Source organism: Streptomyces sp. NPDC091279, assembly GCF_044757465.1.
In the GTDB taxonomy this organism is placed as follows: domain Bacteria; phylum Actinomycetota; class Actinomycetes; order Streptomycetales; family Streptomycetaceae; genus Streptomyces.
The window spans coordinates 413,904-430,993 of the sequence record NZ_JBIVVA010000003.1; the positions used below are offsets into that span (position 1 = coordinate 413,904).

Genomic DNA, 17,090 nt, shown 5'->3' on the forward strand with positions numbered 1-17,090 from the left:
ACGGATAGCGCTTGTGTCATCGACGCGGGGTCTGCGGGATACTCCCCCTGAGATACCGAGGAGAGAGCGGTCAGGTGCCCCCCGCGTCGCAGGAAGGTGAGATATCCGACGACACCAGGAGCGTTTACGCGGCACTCCTTATCCTGCTGTCCATGAACATCAAACTGCACCATCTGCGTGGATTCCTGGCTTTGGCAGACGAGAAGCACTTCACCCGAGCGGCGAAACGCATGAACGTCTCCCAGCCGACACTCAGTCGCAACATTCGAAGGCTGGAGGAGCTACTCGGCACACGACTGCTGGAAAGGACCACGCGCCAGGTGGCCCTCACCGCGACGGGTAGTCGGCTTTACGATCAACTCCGCATTCTGATACCCCAATTAGAGTCAGCACTGCATCCCGCACCCGACGGCGCCGCATTCCGGCTGTCATTCGCCTGGGGCTTTCCCACCGGGTGGCCGCAGGAAGTCATCGCGGGTTTCGAGGAGGAGACCGGCCTCGCGGTCCATGTGCACCGGCACGACGCCACGCTCGCGGGAGTGGACTGCGGTGCCGCCGACCTGGCCATCCTGCGCGGCCGAACGGACGCCCCCCGCATGGAGGTCGTCACCCTGCTGCACGAGCGTCAGGTCGCCGCCGTCTCCACGCTCTCCGAACTCGCCGAGCGGGAAGAGATCCGCTGGCAGGAGATCGGCCACCAGAAACTCGTCGTCAACGAAGTGAGCGGCACGACGAATCTGACCGAATGGCCCGCTGACTGCCGGCCCGGTGTCGCCATCGTCTGCCGCAATTTCGACGAGTGGCTGGAGGCCGTCGCCTCCAACAAAGGGGTGGGCGTGGCACCCGAGTTCATCGGGCGGCGGCACATTCATTCCTTCGTGTCGTTCATCGCTATTCCGGACGCGCCGCGCGTGCCGCTCAACCTGGTCTATCCCCGGCTCGGCGGACACCCGTTGATACCGCGGTTCATCGCCATGGCACGGGCAGCCGTGGGGGCGTCGGCGGCGGGCAGGGGGGCAAGTACGGGGGCAGGGGCGGGCGCGGACGCCGGAACCAGACCCGCAGCCGCCCCGGTCACTCCAGGCACCACGGCCACCCCAGCCACCCCAGGCACCGCCACCACCACCGCCCGCACCGCCAACCCCGGCTGACTGGTTCGTAGGCGCCGGTCAGGGTGCCCATCTCGCGGCGCCGTGACCGGCGTTGGCGGGGTGCGGGGTGGGCCGCCCGGGAGGCCGTGGCGGAAAAGTGCCGTGCCGGAAATCCCCCGGGTTTGTCCTCGGTCCGTAACAGACGCATCCCCCGGTCGACGTCGCTCGTCCTGCCAGGTGGTCGTGGGTCGACCACGGAATCGGCGATCAACTGCGGGAAAGCGGGACGGACATGGCGCGGCACGGTGGCGGACGGGGCTGGTACGGCAAGGTGCTCGGCGCGGCGCTCGGGGTGACGCTGTGCGCCGCCGGGGCGTCGGTGTGGACCGCGCAGGCCGGTTCGACGGACGGTTCCTCGCCGAAGGCGTCCGCGTCGGCGTCGTCCGCCGCCGTCGAACCGGTCGCGGTGAGCATCGTGCACGCCTCGGACCAGGGGGCGCGCGGCGTCAACCTCACCATCGACGACGGCCCCGACCCCAAGTGGACGCCTCAAGTGCTGGACCTGCTGCGGGAGTTCGGGGTGAAGGCGACGTTCTGCATGGTGGGGACGCAGGCGCAGGCGTACCCGGACCTCGTGAAGCGGGTGGTCGCGGAGGGGCACCGGCTGTGCGACCACACGGTGTCCCACGACACCGCCATGGACAAGAAGTCCGAGGCCTACCAGTCGCAGCAGATCCTCGACGCCGAACGCATGATCATCAAGGCGTCGGGGGGCGTCCGGCCGATGTACTACCGGGCGCCGGGCGGGGCGTTCACCCCGTACAGCCGCAAGCTCGCCGCCTCCCACGGCATGCGCCCGCTGGGCTGGAACGTCGACACCAAGGACTTCGAACGCCCGGGCACCGCCGCCATCGTCGCCACCGTCGAGCGGGAGTTGCCCAACGGGCCGACGCTCCTCTTCCACGACGCGGGCGGCGACCGCACCGAGACCGTCGAGGCCCTGCGCCAGATCCTCCCCCGGCTCAAGGAGCAGGGCCACACCTTCGGCTTCCCGGTGCGCTGACCCGGCCCCCGTCGCCTGCGGCGGATGGGTGAACGACGGTGCCGGCGGCCCGGCTCAGGGGCGGCCGGCACCCTGTCGTCCGGGCGGGACTTCCCGTGCTGCCGTGTCCTTCCGGGTCGTCGCGAGGTGGCTGACCAGGGCGAGGATGACGGTCAGGAACAGGGCGCTGGTGATGATCGTTCCCAGGCCCAGGCCGCCGTCGCCGGTCGGCTGGGAGAGGTAGTCGCCGATCGAGGCGCCGAGGGGGCGGGTGAGCACATAGGCGATCCAGAAGCTCCACACCGCGTCCAGGCCCAGCGCGCGGTGGGCGACGGCCACGGCGGCGATGGCCACGGCGAACAGGAGCGCCGCGAACCAGTAACCGAGGTCCATCCGCTCGGAGACCAGGTCACCGGCCGCCGTGCCGAGAGCGAAGGTGAACAGGACCGCCAGCCAGTAGAACGACTCACGGCTCGTGGTGTCGACGCGGTGGATCGACAAGGTGCCCTCGCGCCGGTACCAGACGACGAAGACGACGGCGAGGGCCAGCGCGAACACCGTGGTGCTCACCTCCAGCGGGACCCCCATGTTGTCGGTGAGGTTGTCGCTGATCAGGGTGCCGACGACGCTGATCAGGGCGACGGCGAGCCAGTACACGCCCGCGCGGTACGCACGCGTGCGGAACTGGACGACCAGGACGACCGCGAGGAGGCCGCTCATCAGCAGGGACACGCCGGTCAGGCCCAGACCGGCGTTCTGGTCGAGCAGGTCGGCCGCGGTCTCGCCGACCGTCGTGCAGAGCACCTTGATGATCCAGAAGTAGACGGTGACGTCGGGGACCTTGTTCCAGCGCGCGCGGAGCGCGGTTTTGGGGGGCTTCGTGGGATCGGAGATCTCATGGGTCATGGGGCCGACGGTGCCAGCGCGTACCTGAACGCATCCTGACTGCCGCGCGGCAACGCCTCCTGGGCGCGTGCCGCCCGCCCACCATGAAGCCCATGCACACCTGGCTCCGACGCCGGCTCGGCCGTGCCGTCGCCCTCTCCTACGCCGCCGCCCTGCTGGTGCCGGGACCGGGGCTGTGGTTACGGCGCCCCCAGCACCTGACCCTCACCCAGCCGGCCCCCGCGCAACTGACCCTGCACACCGCGCCGTTCCTGCTGGCCCTGGTGCTGTTCTCGGCCGGGCTCCAGGTGCCCGTGCGCGCGCTGGGCGGTCTGCTGCGGCGGCCCAAGGCGCTGGTCGCCGGGCTGGTGCTGCACCTCGCGATTCCGCTGGCGGTGCTGCCGTTCGTCGGGTTCCTGCTGCGTCAGGCTCCCGACGCCGACGGCGGCAGGGGGCTGCTCACCGCGATGACCCTGGTCGTGGCGATGCCGGTCGCGGCCGGGGCCACCGTATGGACCGACAAGGGGGACGGGGACCAGCCGACGATGGTGGGGCTCGTGCTGGCCTCCACGCTGCTCAGCCCGCTCACCACCCCCGTGCTGCTGGCGGCCCTCGCGCCGTTGCTCGACGGCCGCGCCGCCGACGTGCTCACCGCCCTCGGCCGCCCGGACCGGGCCGGGTTCGCCCTCACCGCCGTCGTCCTGCCCTGCGCGGCGGGGCTGCTGGGCTCGCTGGTGCTGCCGGTGCGGGTGCTTCGCCGTCTCGTGGGGGCGGTGGCCCCGTCGGCTCTGGCCGGTTCGCTGGTCCTGACCTACGTCAACGCCTGTGGCGCCCTCGGTTCCGTGCTCGCCAGGCCCCGCCCGCTGTTGATCGGCGCCGCCCTCGCCGTGGCCGTCCTGGTCTGCCTGCTCTCCTTCGCCCTGGGCCGCGTCGCCGCCCGCGCGCTGCGGCTGGAGCCGGGCGTGGGCGCGTCGTTGACACTGGCCTGCGGGATGAACAACAGCAGCGCGAGCGCCGTTCTGATCACGGCCGCGCTGCCCGGCAAGCCGCAGCTGCTGCTGCCGGTGCTGGCCTACGGGCTGATGCAGAAGACCGCCGCGAGCCGGATCGTGCGCCGCGACCGCTACTGACGTTCCTCGCCCTGGGCGACCTCGACCTGGTGGTGGACGTCGAGGGCGCCCCTCGCTCCGGCGACGACGGACAACGCCGTGCAGGCCACCAGGAGGAACGCGGTAGCGCGCCTGGCCCGCACCCGCTGCCCGGCGGGGCGCAGGAGCGCGGCGACGCGCTGCGGAACCGGTCCTGCCGTCGCCCCGGCCGCGAAGTCCGGGCGGGTGGCGGGGGCGGCGCGGCCTGCCAGGGCGGCGCGGGCGATGGCCGTGGCGACCAGACGCCGGTCGCCGACGACGGTGGCGGCGGCCTCGTCGGCGGCCCGCTCGGCGGCGAGCCGGACGGTGTCGCGGGCGGCGCGCAGGGCCGGGTGGCAGTGGGCGGCGAGTTCGGCGGCGGCCAGGAAGTAGTGGTGGCCGCCCCGGTTGTGGGCGCGTTCATGGGCGAACAGGGCCTCGCGCTCGGCGGGGCCGAGGCTGCGCAGCATCGCCGTGGTGACGACGATGCGGTGCGGCCGTCCGGGCAGGGCGTACGCGTCCGGGTGGGGCGAGTCGACGACGCACAGGTCCCCAGCGGCGGTGCGGTGGCCGGCCTGGGTGCGGGCGGCGCGGAAGGCGCGGGTCTGCCGGAGGGCCGCGTGCGCGAGGGTCCAGGCGCTGAGGGTGAGCACGCCGGTGGCCGCCACGGCAGCGGGCACGACGAGGTGGTCCGAGGGCGTGCGCAGGGGGTGGACGAGTTCACCGAGGGCGGCGAAGGCGGGGACCTTGAGCAGGCCGGTCAGGACCAGGGCGCCGAGGGCGACGACACAGGCTCCCGCCAGGGCCACGGCCGAGGCGGTGAGGACCCACAGCGCGGGGGCGGGGGCCAGCCGTTCGAGGGTGCGGCGGGCCAGGGTCGGCGCGAGGAAGGGCAGCACCAGCGGCACGAGCAGCAGGACGGTCATGCCTCGTCGTCCTCCAGGAGCCGGCGCAGCAGTTCTTCGTCGCCGGGGCTGAGCTGGGCGACGAAGCGGGCCAGGACGGTCTCCCGGTCGGTGTCCCGGTCCAGTTCGGTGTGCATGCGGCGGGCGGTCAGGCCGGGGGCGTCCTGCACGGGCACGTAGGCGTAGCCGCGCCCCTGGCGTGCGCGGCTGACCGCGCCCTTCTCGTGCAGCCGGGTCAGTATCGTCGTCACCGTCGTGCGGGCCAGGCCCAGGCCCAGTTCGGTCTGGAGCCGCCCTGCCGTGAGCGGGACCCCGGCGGCCCACAGCGCGGCCATGACGGCGGCTTCCAGCTCGCCGGCCGGCCGCCGCTCGTCCTTCGCGTCGGTCATGGGAACTTTCCTCACTCCGCCGTCGTCTACAGTTCAGTAGACCGTCTACACAATTGTAGTCAGTCGTCGGGTGCCGTCGTTCCGTCGCGCCCGGCGGACCGGGAGAAGGCGGGAGGGTCCTCGACCATGACCACAGCCACGCACCTATCGTCGCAGCTCGCCGCAGCGGTGCCGGATGCCCGCGCGCCGCTGGCCCACCGCGGCCTGGGAGTGCCGGGACCGCCGCTCGGCCCGTCCCTGGTGGCCGCGCCGGTGGGCTCGCCGGGCGGCCACCCCCTGGGCCGGGGCACGGAGCCGACGGAGGCCCGCGCATGATCCTCGCCCTCGACGGTTCATCGGTCGACGGCCCCGTCTACACCGACGTGGTCGGCCTCGCCCGGCATGCACCCGCCTGGCTGAACGGAACGGTGTCGGCGTGGTCGACGTACGGGCTCGCCCTGTTCGCGCTGCTCATGGCCGTCGGCTGGTGGCGCGCCCGGCGGGTGGACGCGGCCACGTCGGTGACGGCGCTCGCCGTGCCGTTCGCGGTGGTCGCCGCCTTCGGAGTGGATACGGTGCTGAAGCTGCTCGTGCGCGAGGACCGGCCCTGCCAGAGCCTGCGGGTGACCACCCTGGAGGCGTGTCCGGCGCCCGGTGACTGGTCCTTCCCCAGCAACCACGCGGCCATAGCCGCCGCCTCGGCCGTCGCCCTGTGGTTCGTCTCCCGCCGCCTCGGCGCGCTCGCCTCGGTGGCCGCCGCCGCGATGGCCGCCTCGCGGGTCTGGGTGGGCGCGCACTATCCCCACGACGTGCTGGCGGGCGTCGCGGTGGGCGCGCTGACCGCCCTGCTCGTCATGACAACGTCACGCGGCCGAGCCGGGGCAACGGCAACCCACCTCACGTCGACCCGCCTCCGCCCACTGGTGGAGGCGGGGAGATGAGGGGCGGCGGCGATGTGCGGGGGGCGGGGGCGGGGCGGGGGCGGGGCTCGTGGGGGCCCGCGCGGGCGCCTTCGCGGGATCGCCGGGCCCGGGTCCCGCGTGCCGGGCGGCAGGACCGGTGGGCGCGTGCCGGGCGGCAGGACCGGTGGGCGCGGGCCTCGTGTGGCGGACAGCAGGGTGGGCGGGCGCGGGTCCCGGCTGCTCGGCGGTGGGGTGGTCGGGTTCTGGGTGGGAGAGGAGGTGGGGATGGGTTGCGGACGGTTTTGGTTGTTGAGGATGATCATGTGCTGCGGGACGTGATCACCCGTGGGCTGCGCGACGAGGGCTTCGGTACCGTGCCCGCGCCGGACGGGGCCACCGCCCTGCGGCTGGCGGGCGACGGCGTCTGCGCCGTGGTGCTCGACATCGGGCTGCCCGACGCGGACGGGCGGGACGTGTGCCAGGCGATGCGCGCGAACGGGTTCCAGTCACCCGTCGTCTTCCTGACCGCCCATCACCGGCTGCCCGACCGGCTGTCCGGGTTCGCGGCCGGAGGCGACGACTACCTGGCCAAGCCGTTCCATCTCGCCGAACTCGCGGCCCGGCTGCGCGCCGCCCTCAAGCGGGCCGGGCCACCGCCCGCCGCCCCGGCGGGGGACCTGGTCCTGGACGCCGCCCGGCACACGGTCGGCGTCGCGGGCAGCCAGGTCTGCCTGACCCCGACCGAGTTCCGGTTGCTGGCCACGCTCATGGCGGCCGGTGGCGCACTGGTGAGCCGCCACGAGCTGGTCCGGGCGGGCTGGCCCGAGGGCGCCCAGGTCCACGAGAACACCGTCGACCAGTACCTGACCCGGCTGCGCCGCAAGTTGCGCGAGGCCGGCAGCGGCCAGGTGCTCGGCACGGCCCGGGGCATCGGCCACCGCCTGTCATGAACGGCCTCGCCTCCAGGACCCGGTCCGCGACGACCGCCCTCCGCCACCGGCTGGGGCCCCGTACCCTGCGCGGCCGACTGTCCCTGGTCGCCCTCACCACGGCCACGCTGCTGATGGTGGTCCTCACCGTCGCCTTCAACGCCGTTGCCCAGCAGCGTCTGTGGCACCAGGCGGACGACGAGTTGCGCACCCGCGCCGCCGCCGTCGCGACGACCGTCGACACCGGCGGCACGACGGTGCGCGTCCTGGAGACCTCCCACGACGACGTCCTCGACGCCGACGTGTGGATCTACGCCGGTCGGCGCCTGCTGGAGGCACCGCCGAACGCCGGTTCCCTGACCCGCGTCGCCGACGCGCTCGCCGGGCGCGGCGGGCAACGGTGCGTCACCGCCGACCTCCACGGCCCCCTGCGCCTGTGCTCCCGGCCGGTGCCCGGACCCCACGGCGACGCGATGGTGGTCACCGCGCTGGACCTCTCCCCCTACCGGAGTTCGGCCGACACCCTGCTGGTGGGTTCGCTCGCCCTGGACGCCGTCATGCTCGCCTGCACCTACGCCCTGACCCGGCTGGCCGTCGGCCGCGCGCTGCGCCCTGTCCGCACGATGACCGAGCAGGCCGTCCAGGGAAGCGCCGTCGCCTCCGGGGAGCGCTTCGGCAGCACCCGGCACCCCGCCGAACTCGCCCGCCTGGGAACGTCGTTGGACTCCCTGCTGGACCGCATCCGCACCCTGCTGCGCCACGAACGGCAGCTCACCGGGGAACTGTCGCACGAGTTGCGCACACCCCTGAGCCGGATCATCGCCGAACTCGACTGGTGGCGGACCCGCCCGCGCACCGCCGAGCAGACCCGCGCCAGCCACCAGGTCATCTCCGAGGCCGCCGAGTCGATGCGCACCATCTGCGACACCCTCCTGAACGACGCCCGCGACGACGCCGACACCGCCGCGAGCCCGGCGGGCACCGCTTCGGGCACGGCCGAGGTGCTGCCCACGGTGCGTGGCCTCATCCACGCCCTGGACCTGCCGGGCCATCTGACGGTCGCGGCGGACGGCGCCGGTCCGACGGCCGGAGTGCCGCCCGCCCTCCTCGCCCGCATCGTCAGCCCGCTCCTCGCCAACGCCCGCCGCTACGCCCGCTCCCGCATCACCGTCCGCGCCTACCGCGCGCCCGGCGGCGCACCCGGGCGCGTGCACATCGACGTCATCGACGACGGGCCCGGCGTACCGCCCGCGTTCCGCGACCGGCTCTTCCAGCCCGGGCGGCGCGCCGACCCCGGCGACGGACACGGGGGAGCGGGCCTGGGGCTGCCGCTGGCCCGCCGCCTGGCCCGCGCGGCCGGCGGCGAGGTGACGTTCGACCCCGGGTACGGCCCCGGGGCCCGCTTCGTGATCAGCCTGCCCGCCGGGTGAGGGGCTCCGGGCGACGACGCCGGGAAACGGCAGCCCCGGCGACGATGCCGTACATCCCGACCGGACGCCCGCACCCCGACCGCCCAGGACCCGCCCCGTGGCCGAACCGCCCGCCGGGGAACGGCAGTCCGGCGACGGTGGCGGAGGGGTGGCCGGACCGTCCGGGCCGACGCCGCCCGACACCCGGCACCCGACACCCGGCACCCGGCACCCGGCACCCGGCACCCGGCAGGCCGTGCGCGCCCCGGCAGGGCCGTCAAGCGGGGTCGGCGTGCGGGGTGTCCCTGCGGGAGAGCGTCAAGTAGGCGATGAGGGTGAGGATGGCCAGGGTCCAGGAGAGGGTGACCGGGGCGAGGCCCAGGGCGAGGCCGCCCCGGGCGTGGCCGACGGCCATCCAGTCGGCGACGGAGGCGCCGAGCGGGCGGGTGATGACGTACGCGCCCCAGAACGCGGCGACCGCGTTCAGGTTGCCCCATCGGTGCGCGACGGCCGGAACGGCGATGGCGGCGGCGTACCCGACGGCGGAACCCAGGTAGCCGAGGCCGGCCGTGGCCGTGAGGTCACCGGCGGCGGTGCCCAGCGCGAAGGTGGCCAACACGGCGGCCCAGTAGAAGAGTTCGCGGCGCCGGGTGTGGACGCTGTGGATGGACAGGGTGCCTTCGGCGCGGTGCCAGAGGACGAGGACGGCAGCCAGCGCGGCCAGGAAGCACGGGGTCGAGAGCAGGTACGGCACCCCGAGGCCGACGTGCAGCACGTCGGCGGCCATCGTGCCGAACACGCTGACCATGACGATCGCCGTCCAGTAGATCCAGGCCACGTACCGGCGGACGGCGAGCTGTACCGCCAGCGCGGCCGCCAGGGCGACGGCACCGAGGGCGACCGCGGGGATCGGCCCGAGCACATGGGCCAGGAGGTCGGAGGCCGTCTCGCCCATGCCCGTCGTCAGCACCTTGATGATCCAGAACCAGACGGTCACCTCCGGCACCTTGCTCGCCACCGGTCGTGCGCGGCGCCGAGGCCGGTCGTGTGTGAGGTGATCTGTCGTCATGGCAGGCACGATGGCACGGCGCCCGGCGGTTGCCCCAGACCCTTTTGCCAGAGCTTTTGACGCTTCTGGCGCCCGAATTGCCCGGAGGCGTCCGATCCTGAACACAACCTGAACGCAGGGTCCGCACCCCTGGTCGGCGGCGCGTGAACGGTGATATCGGCGGCCCGCCGACGGGCCGGTCCACTCCCGCTCCCGTCCGGCGACGTGACACCCGCCCGGCGCGAGGGGGCCGGTACCGCACTACGATCGGCGGGCATGGACTGGCTGGAACGCACCGCGACGTTGAGACAGTGGGCCAGGGACGGGGCGCGTGCCCCGCACAAGCCGCTGCTGCTCCTGTACGCCCTCGGCCGGTACCAGGCCGACGCCGAGGGGGAGTTGCGGTACAGCGCGGTGGAGGCCGATCTGCGACGGCTGCTCACCGAGTACGGTCCGCCGCGTCGGACGTCGCCTGCATATCCGTTCCATCATCTGGTGAGCGACGGGGTGTGGGAGGTGCGGACCGACCGGGGCCCTGGCAGTCCCGGCACCGGCCTGCGGGAGTTGCGGGAGACGGGCGCCGTCGGGTGGCTCGCCCCCGAGCTGCGGGCGGCGCTGCGCCGCGAGCCCCAACTGCTGGCCCGCATCGCACGGTTGCTGCTCGACCTGCACTTCCCGCCCTCCCTGCACGGCGAGTTGTGCGAGGCGGTCGGCCTGGATCTGGAGCCGACGGAGTTCGAACGGTTCTCGGCGGCACGGCGGCAGCGGGACCGGCGGATGCGCGAAGTCGTACTGACCGCCTACGAGTTCCGGTGCGCGTTCTGCGGCTACGACGGCCGGATCGGCGCGCTGCCGGTCGGCCTGGAGGCGGCGCATGTGCGCTGGTGGGCCTTCGAGGGACCGGACGACGTCGACAACGGGCTGTGCCTGTGCTCGTTGCACCACAAGCTGCTCGACAAGGGCGTCCTCGGTATCGGTGACGGCCACCGCGTCGTGGTCTCACAGAGCTTCGTCGGCGCCAGTACGGTCGCCCGTGAGCAGGTGATATCCCTCGCGGGGCGCCAGTTGATCGGCCCGCAGCCGGGTCATCCGCCGGTCGCGGAGGCCCATCGCGCCTGGCACACCGCTCAGGTCTTCCACGGAACCCCGCGCGTCACCGTCCCCGCGAGCTGAGACGGGCGCGGCCCCTCCGCCGGGCCTTCTGCTCCCAGTCCACGTACAGATCCCGGGTGTGCGCGTCGAGGAACACCAGCCGGGCCGTGTTGGGGCGCCGGTCGCTCTGGTCGGGGCTGCGCGGGTCCAGGTGTCCGGCGAACAGGGCGTGCGCGGTGCGGTTCCAGGCCAGGACGTCGCTGCGGCGCCCGAGCACGAGCGCGGGCGCGTCACCGAACGCGGCGAGGAGTTGCCGGGTGGTGTCGCCGACGCGTTCCGGTGCGGGCCAGGGCGTGCAGGTGGGCGCGCTCCACCTCGTCCAGGCCGAGGGCGCGGGCCGGCGCGTCCAGCACCTCGGGGGACGCGTTGAGGGACTGCCCCTGTTCGAGCCGCGTGTAGCCCGCCACCCGGGGCAACATCGAGGTCATCCTCAACACCACCGTGTAGACGGTGAGTCAGGTCGACTGCTGCTCCAACTCACCTGTCCCCGGCGGCTTTTCGGGCGCCGGGGGCCGGTGCGTGCGCGTTCAGGGGTGGTGTCTCTCGGCAGCGGGGGTGGGGCGTCTCGGTGGGGTGGTCGGCGGTCTCACGGTGATCTCCGTGATGTGGCGGACGCGGGGCGCGAACCATCCTGGGGTCAGGAGGTAGACCATGGGATTTCGCATCAGTAAAGAGTTCCATTTCTCCGCCAGTCATCGCCTCGACGGGCTGTCGGCCGAGCATCCGTGCGGGCGACTGCACGGGCACAACTACATCGTCGTCCTGGAGTTGGAGACCCGCGACGGCACCCTCGACGCCGTCGGTTTCGTGCGGGACTACGGCGAACTCGGCGACTTCCGCAAGTGGTTGGACACCGAGGTGGACCACCGTCACCTCAACGAGGTGATGAGCGGCCTCAATCCGACCGCCGAGCACATGGCGCGCTGGCTGTTCGAGCAATGGGCGCCGCGCTACCCGGAGTTGAGCGGCGTGCGGGTGAGCGAGACCCCCAAGACCTGGGCGGAGTACCGGCCGTGACCCGGGGAGGTGATGCCACCCAGGAGCCGAACCTCGTCGTGAACGAGATCTTCGGCCCCACCTGACCGTCCAGGGAGAAGGACCCTCCGCCGGGCAGCGGTGCGCGTTCGTGCGGCTCGGCGGCTGCAATCTGTCGTGCCGCTGGTGCGACACCCCGTACACCTGGGACTGGACCGGCGTCGGCGACTCCGGGCAGGCCTACCGGGCGAGCGAGGAACTGCACCCGATGCCCTGGCGCGAGGTCTGGCGCCAACTGCGCGACTACGACGTGCCGTTGATCGTCGTCTCCGGCGGGGAACCGCTGTCCCAGCAGCGCCGGCTGCTGCCGTTGCTGCGGGCCGCCGCCGAGGACGGGCGCCGCGTCGAGATCGAGACCAACGGGACCGTCGCGCCGTTGCCGGAGGTCGTCGCCACCGGGGTGCGCTTCAACGTGTCGCCGAAGCTGGCCCACTCCGGCGACCCGGAGGAACGGCGGCTGGTGCCCGCGTCGTTGGCCGCGCTCGCCGCCGTTCCTGGCACCGCTTTCAAGTTCGTCTGCCGCTGCGACGACGATCTCGACGAGGTGGCCGACGTCGTGGCCCGCTACGGCACCACCCCCGTCTGGATCATGCCCGAGGGCCAGACGCCCGACGTCGTGCAACGGCATCTGTCGGCGCTCGGTGACGCCGTCGTCGAGCGGGGCTGGAATCTGACCACCCGCATGCATGTCGCCGTGTGGGGCGACAAGAGAGGGGTATGAGGTGACGCAGTCAACCGTCGAAGAGCTTCCGCGCGAACCGCTGGAGGCGGGCGTCGACCCGCTGGAGGACGTGGCCAGGCGGCTGCTCCTGGAGATCGGCGAGGACCCGGAGCGGGACGGCCTCAAGGACACCCCGGCCCGATTCGCGCGCTGGTGGCGGGAGTTCAGCAGCTACGACGCCGGTGAGGTGGGCACGCTGTTCCGGCTGCCGGCCGACGGGCAGACCGTGATGGTCTCCGACATCCGGCTCTGGTCGCTGTGCGAACACCATCTGCTGCCGTTCTCCTGCACCATCGGGATCGCCTACCGGCCCAGCGGTGACGTCCTCGGCCTGTCGAAGTTCGCCCGCATCGCGCAGCGGCACGCGCACCGGCTCCAGGTGCAGGAGCGGCTGGTGCAGGACATCGCCGACGAGGTCAGCAAGGTGACCGGGTCGCCGGACGTCGTCGTCACCGCGCAGGGCGAGCACCTGTGCATGAGCATGCGCGGCATCCGGACCCAGGCCCTCATGACGTCGTCCGTCTTCCGGGGTGTGTTCGAGGAGCCCGGCATGGTCCGCCAGGAGGTCTTCCAGACGCTGCTGGGCGGCCGGGCGTGAGTCCGGGCTCGGGGACATCCCCTACGGGACTCTCCCTCACGGGGCTCTCCCCTAGGGCCTGTCGTCAAAGTGATCTTGGATTGTGGATCATGGGGTGGTGATACGTCGCCATGAACTGTCTGATGCCGAGTGGGACCTCATAGGCCCGTTGCTGCCCCGGCCTGTGCTGGGGCGGCCCCGGCTGGACGACCGCACGGTCCTCAACGGGATCGTGTGGAAGTTCCGCACCGGTGTGCCCTGGCGGGATGTGCCCGAAAGGTACGGCCCGTGGACCAGCCTCCACACCCGCTTCCGCCGCTGGGCGGCGGACGGCACGTTCGACCGAATGCTCCAGGCGGCGCAGGCGAAGGCGGACGCCGCGGGTGACATCGACTGGCTCGTGTCGGTCGACTCCACCATCGTCCGCGCCCACCAGCACGCTGCCGGGGCCCGAAAAGGGGGCACCACAGCCCGGCCCTCGGCCGGTCCCGAGGCGGACTGACCAGCAAGATCCACCTCGCCTGCGACGCCGTCGGCCGCCCCCTCGCGTTCGTCCTGACCGGCGGGAACACCAACGACTGCACGCAGTTCACCACGATGATGGACGCCGTCCGGGTGCCCCGCCTCGGTCCGGGCCGGCCTCGGACCAGGCCCGATCACGTCATCGGCGACAAGGGCTACAGCTCGAAGGCGATCCGCACCTGGCTCCGGCGCCGCGGCATCAGGCACACCATCCCCGAGCGGGCCGACCAGGTCCGCAACCGGGCCCGCAAGGGCAGCCTCGGCGGCCGCCCCCCAGCTTTCGACAAGGAGATCTACAAGCACCGCAACGTCGTGGAACGGTGCTTCAACCGCCTCAAGCAGTGGCGAGGCATCGCCACCCGCTACGACAAGACCGCTCAGTCCTACAAGGCAGCCGTCACCCTCGCATCGATCCTGATGTGGGCCTGACACTTTGACGACAACTCCTAGGGGACTTTCCCTCACGGGGCTTTCCCCTACGGGGCTCCCCCACCTGGTCGTCGCCCTGCTTCGTTTCCCTTCTCTCCCCTACCTTCCTCCCCCTCCACGAGACCCACGAGGAGTTGCCGTATGGCCGTACGCGAGATCCGTAAAGGGCTGAGCCTGGACGATGTGCTGCTGGTGCCGCAGCGCACCTCGGTGACCAGCCGCTCCGACACCCGGCTCGGCACCGGGCTCGGGCGCGGGCTCGACCTGGGGATTCCGGTGCTGTCCGCCAACACCCCGTGGTGCACCGGCGCCCGGATGGCCGAGGCGATGGCACGGCTCGGCGGGCTCGGTGTGGTCCACCGGATGCAACGCGCCGAGGACCAGGCCGCCGAGATCACCGCTGTCAAGAGCGCGCCCGTCGACGCGGACGGCACGCCGCGACCCGCGCTGGACGGCGCCGGGCGGCTGTCGGTGGCCGCCGCCGTCGGCGTCGTCGACGACTGGCGGGAGCGGGCCGGGCTGCTGGTGCGGGCCGGGGCGGACGCGCTCGTCGTGGACGTCGCCCACGGGCACGCCGACTACGTCGTCAAGGCCGTCGCCGAACTGCGCGCCCTCTTCCCCGCCACCCCGCTGATCGCCGGGAACGTCGCCACCGCGGCCGCCACCCGGGACCTGATCGACGCCGGTGCGGACGTCGTCAAGGTCGGCATCGGGCCCGGCGGCATCTGCACCACGCGGATCGTCGCGGGCAGCGGGGTACCGCAGTTGACGGCCGTCCTGGACTGCGCCGAAGAGGCGCGGCGCAGCGGCATCCCGGTCATCGCGGACGGCGGGATCAAGGCGCCCGGTGACGTGGTGAAGGCGCTGGCCGCCGGGGCGCACGCGGTGATGCTGGGCAGCGCGCTGGCCGGGGCCGACGAGAGCGAGGCCCAGTTGGTCGAGCTGGACGGCCGTTCCTACAAGGTGAGTACGGGCTTCGTGACGTTCGGCATGCGGCTGACGCTCAAGCGGGCGCAGGGCGAGACGGTCACCCGGGACGAGCTGGACGCATACACGCCCGAGGGGGTGGAGGCGACCTTCGCGCACACCGGGAGTCTGCGGTCGACGCTGCGGCCGTTCCTGGGCGGGCTGCGGTCCGGGATGAGTTACTCCGGGGCGCACGACATCGCCGCGCTGCACGAGCGGGCCGAGTTCATCCAGGTCACGCCCGCCGGGCTGGCCGAGAGCCGCCCGCACGCACTGCACCGGGCCGAGCAACTGCCCCTGGACTACGCGGCGGAGGCGGCCGGATGACCACGCCCCTGGACACCGGGCGCTACGGGAGCGCGGAGATGCGCGGCCTGTTCACGGACCCCGCCCGCTACGCGGCGTTCATCCGTGTCGAGGGCGCGTTGGCCGAGGTCCAGGGCCGGCACGGGGTGATCCCCGCGGCGGCGGCCCGAGCCGTCGCCGCGCAAGCCGCCGCGTACACACCGGACTTGGCGGCGGTGGCACGCATCGAGGAGGTCAGCCGTCACGAAGTCTTCGCGGTGGTGCAGGAGTTCGCCGCCCGGTGCGGTGAGCACGGCCGGTATGTGCACTTCGGCGCGACCAGCAGCGACATCCTCGACACCGCCCTCGCCCTCCAACTCGACGCGACAATACGGCTGTTGAGGCAGCGGCTGACGGCGCTGATGACCGGCCTGAGCGAACGGGTCGGCGTCGACGGCGGCCACGAGATGATCGGCCGCACCCATGGCCAGCACGCGCAGCCGATCACGTTCGGGTTCAAACTGGCCGTCTTTCTCGACCAGTTGACGCGGTGCCTGGAACGCCTCGACGAGCTGCGGCCGCGTGCGGTGATGGGCAAGATGGCCGGGGCGGTCGGCACCCTCGCCGGGCTCGGGCCGCTCGGGCCGCGCGTCCAGCACGACGTCCTCGCCCTGCTGGGGCTGCCCGAACCCCGCATCAGCGCCCAGGCGGTGGCCCGGGACCGGGTCGCGGAGTTCTTCTGCTGGGTCGCGCTGACCGCGTCCTGCCTGGACAACCTGGCGACCGAGATCCGCAACCTCCAGCGCACCGAGATCGGCGAGGTGGCCGAGTCGTTCGCCGAGGGGGACCAGATCGGCAGCTCCGCCATGCCGCACAAACGCAACCCCGTGCGCTGTGAACGGGTGGGCAGTCTCGCCCGGTTGCTGCGGTCCCTGGTGGGGCCCGCGCTGGAGAACGTCGTCACGTGGCACGAACGCGATCTGGCGAACTCCGCCAACGAACGGTTCACGCTGCCGCAGGCCGGCATCCTCCTCGACGAGATGCTGACCGTCATGACGGCCGTCGCCGCCGATCTGAAGGTCCGCCCCGAGCGGATGGCGGCCAACCTGGAGCTGTCCAGGACCGCCTCCATCAGCGAGGCGGTGCTGCTGGCCCTGGTCGAGTCCGGGGCCGACCGGCTCACCGGGTACCGGATGGTGCAGCGGGCCAGCGCGATGGCCGCCGGGGGCGGGGAGGCGCGGGGCGTCGAGGCGCCGGGCGCTGTGGGGCGGGACGCTGCGGGGCGGGGCGTGCCGTCGGGCGGTGCGCAAGTCGCCGTTGGGCGGGATGTGTTGCGGGCGTTGGCCGACGATCCGGAGGTGACCGCGTTGATTCCGGCCGAGGAACTCGCCAAGTTCGCCGCCCGGCCGCCGGACACCGGTGACAGCGAGGCGCTGACCGAACAGACCCTGCGGCATGCGGCGCGGGCGCTGCGGGCGGGAGCGGGGGCGGTGCCGGGAGCGGTGGCCGAGGCAGCCGAGGCGGCCGGGTCCGATGAGGCCGAGAACCCTGAGAACCGTGAGAACCGTGAGAACTCCGAGGAGGGAAGCCGATGAGTGGGACGGGCAGTGGGGCGGCGCCGGAGCCCCTTACGGGTAGGGCAGCCCCTACGGGTAGGGAGACCCTTACGGGTAGGGAAGCCCTTACGGGTAGGGAAG

General features: G+C 72.8%; 18 protein-coding genes and 1 pseudogene. 14 read left to right on the forward strand and 5 right to left on the reverse strand.

The genetic code is table 11. The annotated features are described in order from the left end of the window. The first annotated feature begins 152 nt into the window (after nucleotides 1-152). Entirely contained in the window at nucleotides 153-1,151 is a 999-nt protein-coding gene (locus ACIQOU_RS08795) for a LysR family transcriptional regulator (protein WP_401535283.1), read from the forward strand. Nucleotides 1,152-1,383: 232 nt separating this feature from the next. Further along, nucleotides 1,384-2,154: a polysaccharide deacetylase family protein gene (locus ACIQOU_RS08800; protein ID WP_401535285.1), complete on the forward strand. Its 771-nt coding sequence runs from the start codon at nucleotides 1,384-1,386 to the stop codon at nucleotides 2,152-2,154. Nucleotides 2,155-2,208: 54 nt separating this feature from the next. Here ACIQOU_RS08800 and ACIQOU_RS08805 read toward each other — a convergent pair whose 3' ends face one another. Beyond that, entirely contained in the window at nucleotides 2,209-3,039 is an 831-nt protein-coding gene (locus ACIQOU_RS08805; protein ID WP_401535287.1) for a hypothetical protein, read from the reverse strand. 92 nt (nucleotides 3,040-3,131) lie between these two features. On the opposite strand from ACIQOU_RS08805, the gene ACIQOU_RS08810 reads away from it, so the two are divergent. After that, a complete protein-coding gene (locus ACIQOU_RS08810) occupies nucleotides 3,132-4,148 on the forward strand; it encodes a sodium-dependent transporter (protein ID WP_401535288.1) in 1,017 nt (338 codons plus the stop codon). On the opposite strand, the gene ACIQOU_RS08815 is transcribed toward ACIQOU_RS08810, so the two are convergent. Continuing rightward, nucleotides 4,142-5,071, reverse strand: coding sequence for a M48 family metalloprotease (locus tag ACIQOU_RS08815; protein WP_401535290.1), 930 nt, complete (start codon nucleotides 5,069-5,071; stop codon nucleotides 4,142-4,144). The two genes, ACIQOU_RS08810 and ACIQOU_RS08815, sit on opposite strands and share 7 nt — an antisense overlap. Further along, the gene (locus ACIQOU_RS08820; RefSeq protein ID WP_401535293.1) at nucleotides 5,068-5,439 is read right to left on the reverse strand and encodes a BlaI/MecI/CopY family transcriptional regulator; all 372 of its coding nucleotides are present in this window, start codon (nucleotides 5,437-5,439) and stop codon (nucleotides 5,068-5,070) included. The genes ACIQOU_RS08815 and ACIQOU_RS08820 overlap by 4 nt, the downstream gene beginning before the upstream one ends. A 126-nt stretch (nucleotides 5,440-5,565) precedes the next feature. On the opposite strand from ACIQOU_RS08820, the gene ACIQOU_RS08825 reads away from it, so the two are divergent. The 4 genes from ACIQOU_RS08825 (at nucleotide 5,566) to ACIQOU_RS08840 (ending at nucleotide 8,679) form a co-directional block, all read left to right on the forward strand. Beyond that, nucleotides 5,566-5,754 carry a hypothetical protein gene (locus ACIQOU_RS08825; RefSeq protein ID WP_401535296.1) on the forward strand — a complete coding sequence of 63 codons (189 nt, stop codon included), beginning with the start codon at nucleotides 5,566-5,568 and terminating at the stop codon, nucleotides 5,752-5,754. Then, on the forward strand, nucleotides 5,751-6,359 hold the full coding sequence (locus ACIQOU_RS08830) for a phosphatase PAP2 family protein (RefSeq protein ID WP_401535299.1): 609 nt from the start codon (nucleotides 5,751-5,753) through the stop codon (nucleotides 6,357-6,359). Before ACIQOU_RS08825 ends, ACIQOU_RS08830 begins: the two co-directional genes overlap by 4 nt. A gap of 251 nt (nucleotides 6,360-6,610) precedes the next feature. Next, on the forward strand, nucleotides 6,611-7,270 hold the full coding sequence (locus ACIQOU_RS08835) for a response regulator transcription factor (protein WP_401535302.1): 660 nt from the start codon (nucleotides 6,611-6,613) through the stop codon (nucleotides 7,268-7,270). Next, nucleotides 7,267-8,679: a sensor histidine kinase gene (locus tag ACIQOU_RS08840; RefSeq protein ID WP_401535304.1), complete on the forward strand. Its 1,413-nt coding sequence runs from the start codon at nucleotides 7,267-7,269 to the stop codon at nucleotides 8,677-8,679. Before ACIQOU_RS08835 ends, ACIQOU_RS08840 begins: the two co-directional genes overlap by 4 nt. A 256-nt stretch (nucleotides 8,680-8,935) precedes the next feature. Here ACIQOU_RS08840 and ACIQOU_RS08845 read toward each other — a convergent pair whose 3' ends face one another. Further along, nucleotides 8,936-9,727: a hypothetical protein gene (locus ACIQOU_RS08845; protein WP_401535306.1), complete on the reverse strand. Its 792-nt coding sequence runs from the start codon at nucleotides 9,725-9,727 to the stop codon at nucleotides 8,936-8,938. A 255-nt stretch (nucleotides 9,728-9,982) separates the two neighbouring features. Here ACIQOU_RS08845 and ACIQOU_RS08850 point away from each other — a divergent pair, with 255 nt between their 5' ends. Next, nucleotides 9,983-10,879, forward strand: a complete 897-nt coding sequence (locus ACIQOU_RS08850) for a phosphorothioated DNA-binding restriction endonuclease (protein WP_401535308.1) — start codon at nucleotides 9,983-9,985, stop codon at nucleotides 10,877-10,879. Nucleotides 10,880-10,898: 19 nt separating this feature from the next. Here the strand turns inward: ACIQOU_RS08850 and ACIQOU_RS08855 are convergent. Then, nucleotides 10,899-11,286, reverse strand: a pseudogene (locus tag ACIQOU_RS08855) (transcriptional regulator); the annotation flags it as partial. Nucleotides 11,287-11,509: 223 nt separating this feature from the next. Between ACIQOU_RS08855 and ACIQOU_RS08860 the strand changes: the two are divergent. The 6 genes from ACIQOU_RS08860 to purB all read left to right on the forward strand — a co-directional run bounded on the left by ACIQOU_RS08860 (nucleotide 11,510) and on the right by purB (nucleotide 16,988). Next, complete coding sequence (locus ACIQOU_RS08860) at nucleotides 11,510-11,875, forward strand: 6-pyruvoyl trahydropterin synthase family protein (protein WP_401535310.1); 366 nt, start codon at nucleotides 11,510-11,512, stop codon at nucleotides 11,873-11,875. Nucleotides 11,876-11,984: 109 nt separating this feature from the next. Beyond that, nucleotides 11,985-12,614 (forward strand): 7-carboxy-7-deazaguanine synthase QueE, encoded by a 630-nt coding sequence (locus tag ACIQOU_RS08865; protein ID WP_401535313.1) that lies wholly within the window; start codon nucleotides 11,985-11,987, stop codon nucleotides 12,612-12,614. 1 nt (nucleotide 12,615) lies between these two features. Next, complete coding sequence (folE, locus tag ACIQOU_RS08870; RefSeq protein WP_401535316.1) at nucleotides 12,616-13,212, forward strand: GTP cyclohydrolase I; 597 nt, start codon at nucleotides 12,616-12,618, stop codon at nucleotides 13,210-13,212. 100 nt (nucleotides 13,213-13,312) lie between these two features. Continuing rightward, nucleotides 13,313-14,142, forward strand: a protein-coding gene (locus ACIQOU_RS08875; protein WP_401535813.1) for an IS5 family transposase whose coding sequence is annotated in 2 segments (ribosomal slippage) — nucleotides 13,313-13,649 and nucleotides 13,649-14,142 — 831 coding nt in all. Because the reading frame shifts where the segments join, the coding sequence is not laid out codon by codon here. 141 nt (nucleotides 14,143-14,283) lie between these two features. Continuing rightward, the gene (locus ACIQOU_RS08880; RefSeq protein WP_401535318.1) at nucleotides 14,284-15,435 is read left to right on the forward strand and encodes an IMP dehydrogenase; all 1,152 of its coding nucleotides are present in this window, start codon (nucleotides 14,284-14,286) and stop codon (nucleotides 15,433-15,435) included. Beyond that, nucleotides 15,432-16,988: an adenylosuccinate lyase gene (gene purB, locus ACIQOU_RS08885; protein WP_401535321.1), complete on the forward strand. Its 1,557-nt coding sequence runs from the start codon at nucleotides 15,432-15,434 to the stop codon at nucleotides 16,986-16,988. The genes ACIQOU_RS08880 and purB overlap by 4 nt, the downstream gene beginning before the upstream one ends. The last annotated feature ends 102 nt before the right edge of the window (nucleotides 16,989-17,090 follow it).

What these genes read in the sequence shown, in the direction of transcription:
- ACIQOU_RS08795 (WP_401535283.1), top strand. Translation starts at nt 153, where the DNA reads ATGAACATCAAACTGCACCATCTGCGTGGATTCCTGGCTTTGGCAGAC.
- ACIQOU_RS08800 (WP_401535285.1), top strand. Translation starts at nt 1,384, where the DNA reads ATGGCGCGGCACGGTGGCGGACGGGGCTGGTACGGCAAGGTGCTCGGC.
- ACIQOU_RS08805 (WP_401535287.1), bottom strand. Translation starts at nt 3,039, where the DNA reads ATGACCCATGAGATCTCCGATCCCACGAAGCCCCCCAAAACCGCGCTC.
- ACIQOU_RS08810 (WP_401535288.1), top strand. Translation starts at nt 3,132, where the DNA reads ATGCACACCTGGCTCCGACGCCGGCTCGGCCGTGCCGTCGCCCTCTCC.
- ACIQOU_RS08815 (WP_401535290.1), bottom strand. Translation starts at nt 5,071, where the DNA reads ATGACCGTCCTGCTGCTCGTGCCGCTGGTGCTGCCCTTCCTCGCGCCG.
- ACIQOU_RS08820 (WP_401535293.1), bottom strand. Translation starts at nt 5,439, where the DNA reads ATGACCGACGCGAAGGACGAGCGGCGGCCGGCCGGCGAGCTGGAAGCC.
- ACIQOU_RS08825 (WP_401535296.1), top strand. Translation starts at nt 5,566, where the DNA reads ATGACCACAGCCACGCACCTATCGTCGCAGCTCGCCGCAGCGGTGCCG.
- ACIQOU_RS08830 (WP_401535299.1), top strand. Translation starts at nt 5,751, where the DNA reads ATGATCCTCGCCCTCGACGGTTCATCGGTCGACGGCCCCGTCTACACC.
- ACIQOU_RS08840 (WP_401535304.1), top strand. Translation starts at nt 7,267, where the DNA reads ATGAACGGCCTCGCCTCCAGGACCCGGTCCGCGACGACCGCCCTCCGC.
- ACIQOU_RS08845 (WP_401535306.1), bottom strand. Translation starts at nt 9,727, where the DNA reads ATGACGACAGATCACCTCACACACGACCGGCCTCGGCGCCGCGCACGA.
- ACIQOU_RS08850 (WP_401535308.1), top strand. Translation starts at nt 9,983, where the DNA reads ATGGACTGGCTGGAACGCACCGCGACGTTGAGACAGTGGGCCAGGGAC.
- ACIQOU_RS08860 (WP_401535310.1), top strand. Translation starts at nt 11,510, where the DNA reads ATGGGATTTCGCATCAGTAAAGAGTTCCATTTCTCCGCCAGTCATCGC.
- ACIQOU_RS08880 (WP_401535318.1), top strand. Translation starts at nt 14,284, where the DNA reads ATGGCCGTACGCGAGATCCGTAAAGGGCTGAGCCTGGACGATGTGCTG.
- purB (WP_401535321.1), top strand. Translation starts at nt 15,432, where the DNA reads ATGACCACGCCCCTGGACACCGGGCGCTACGGGAGCGCGGAGATGCGC.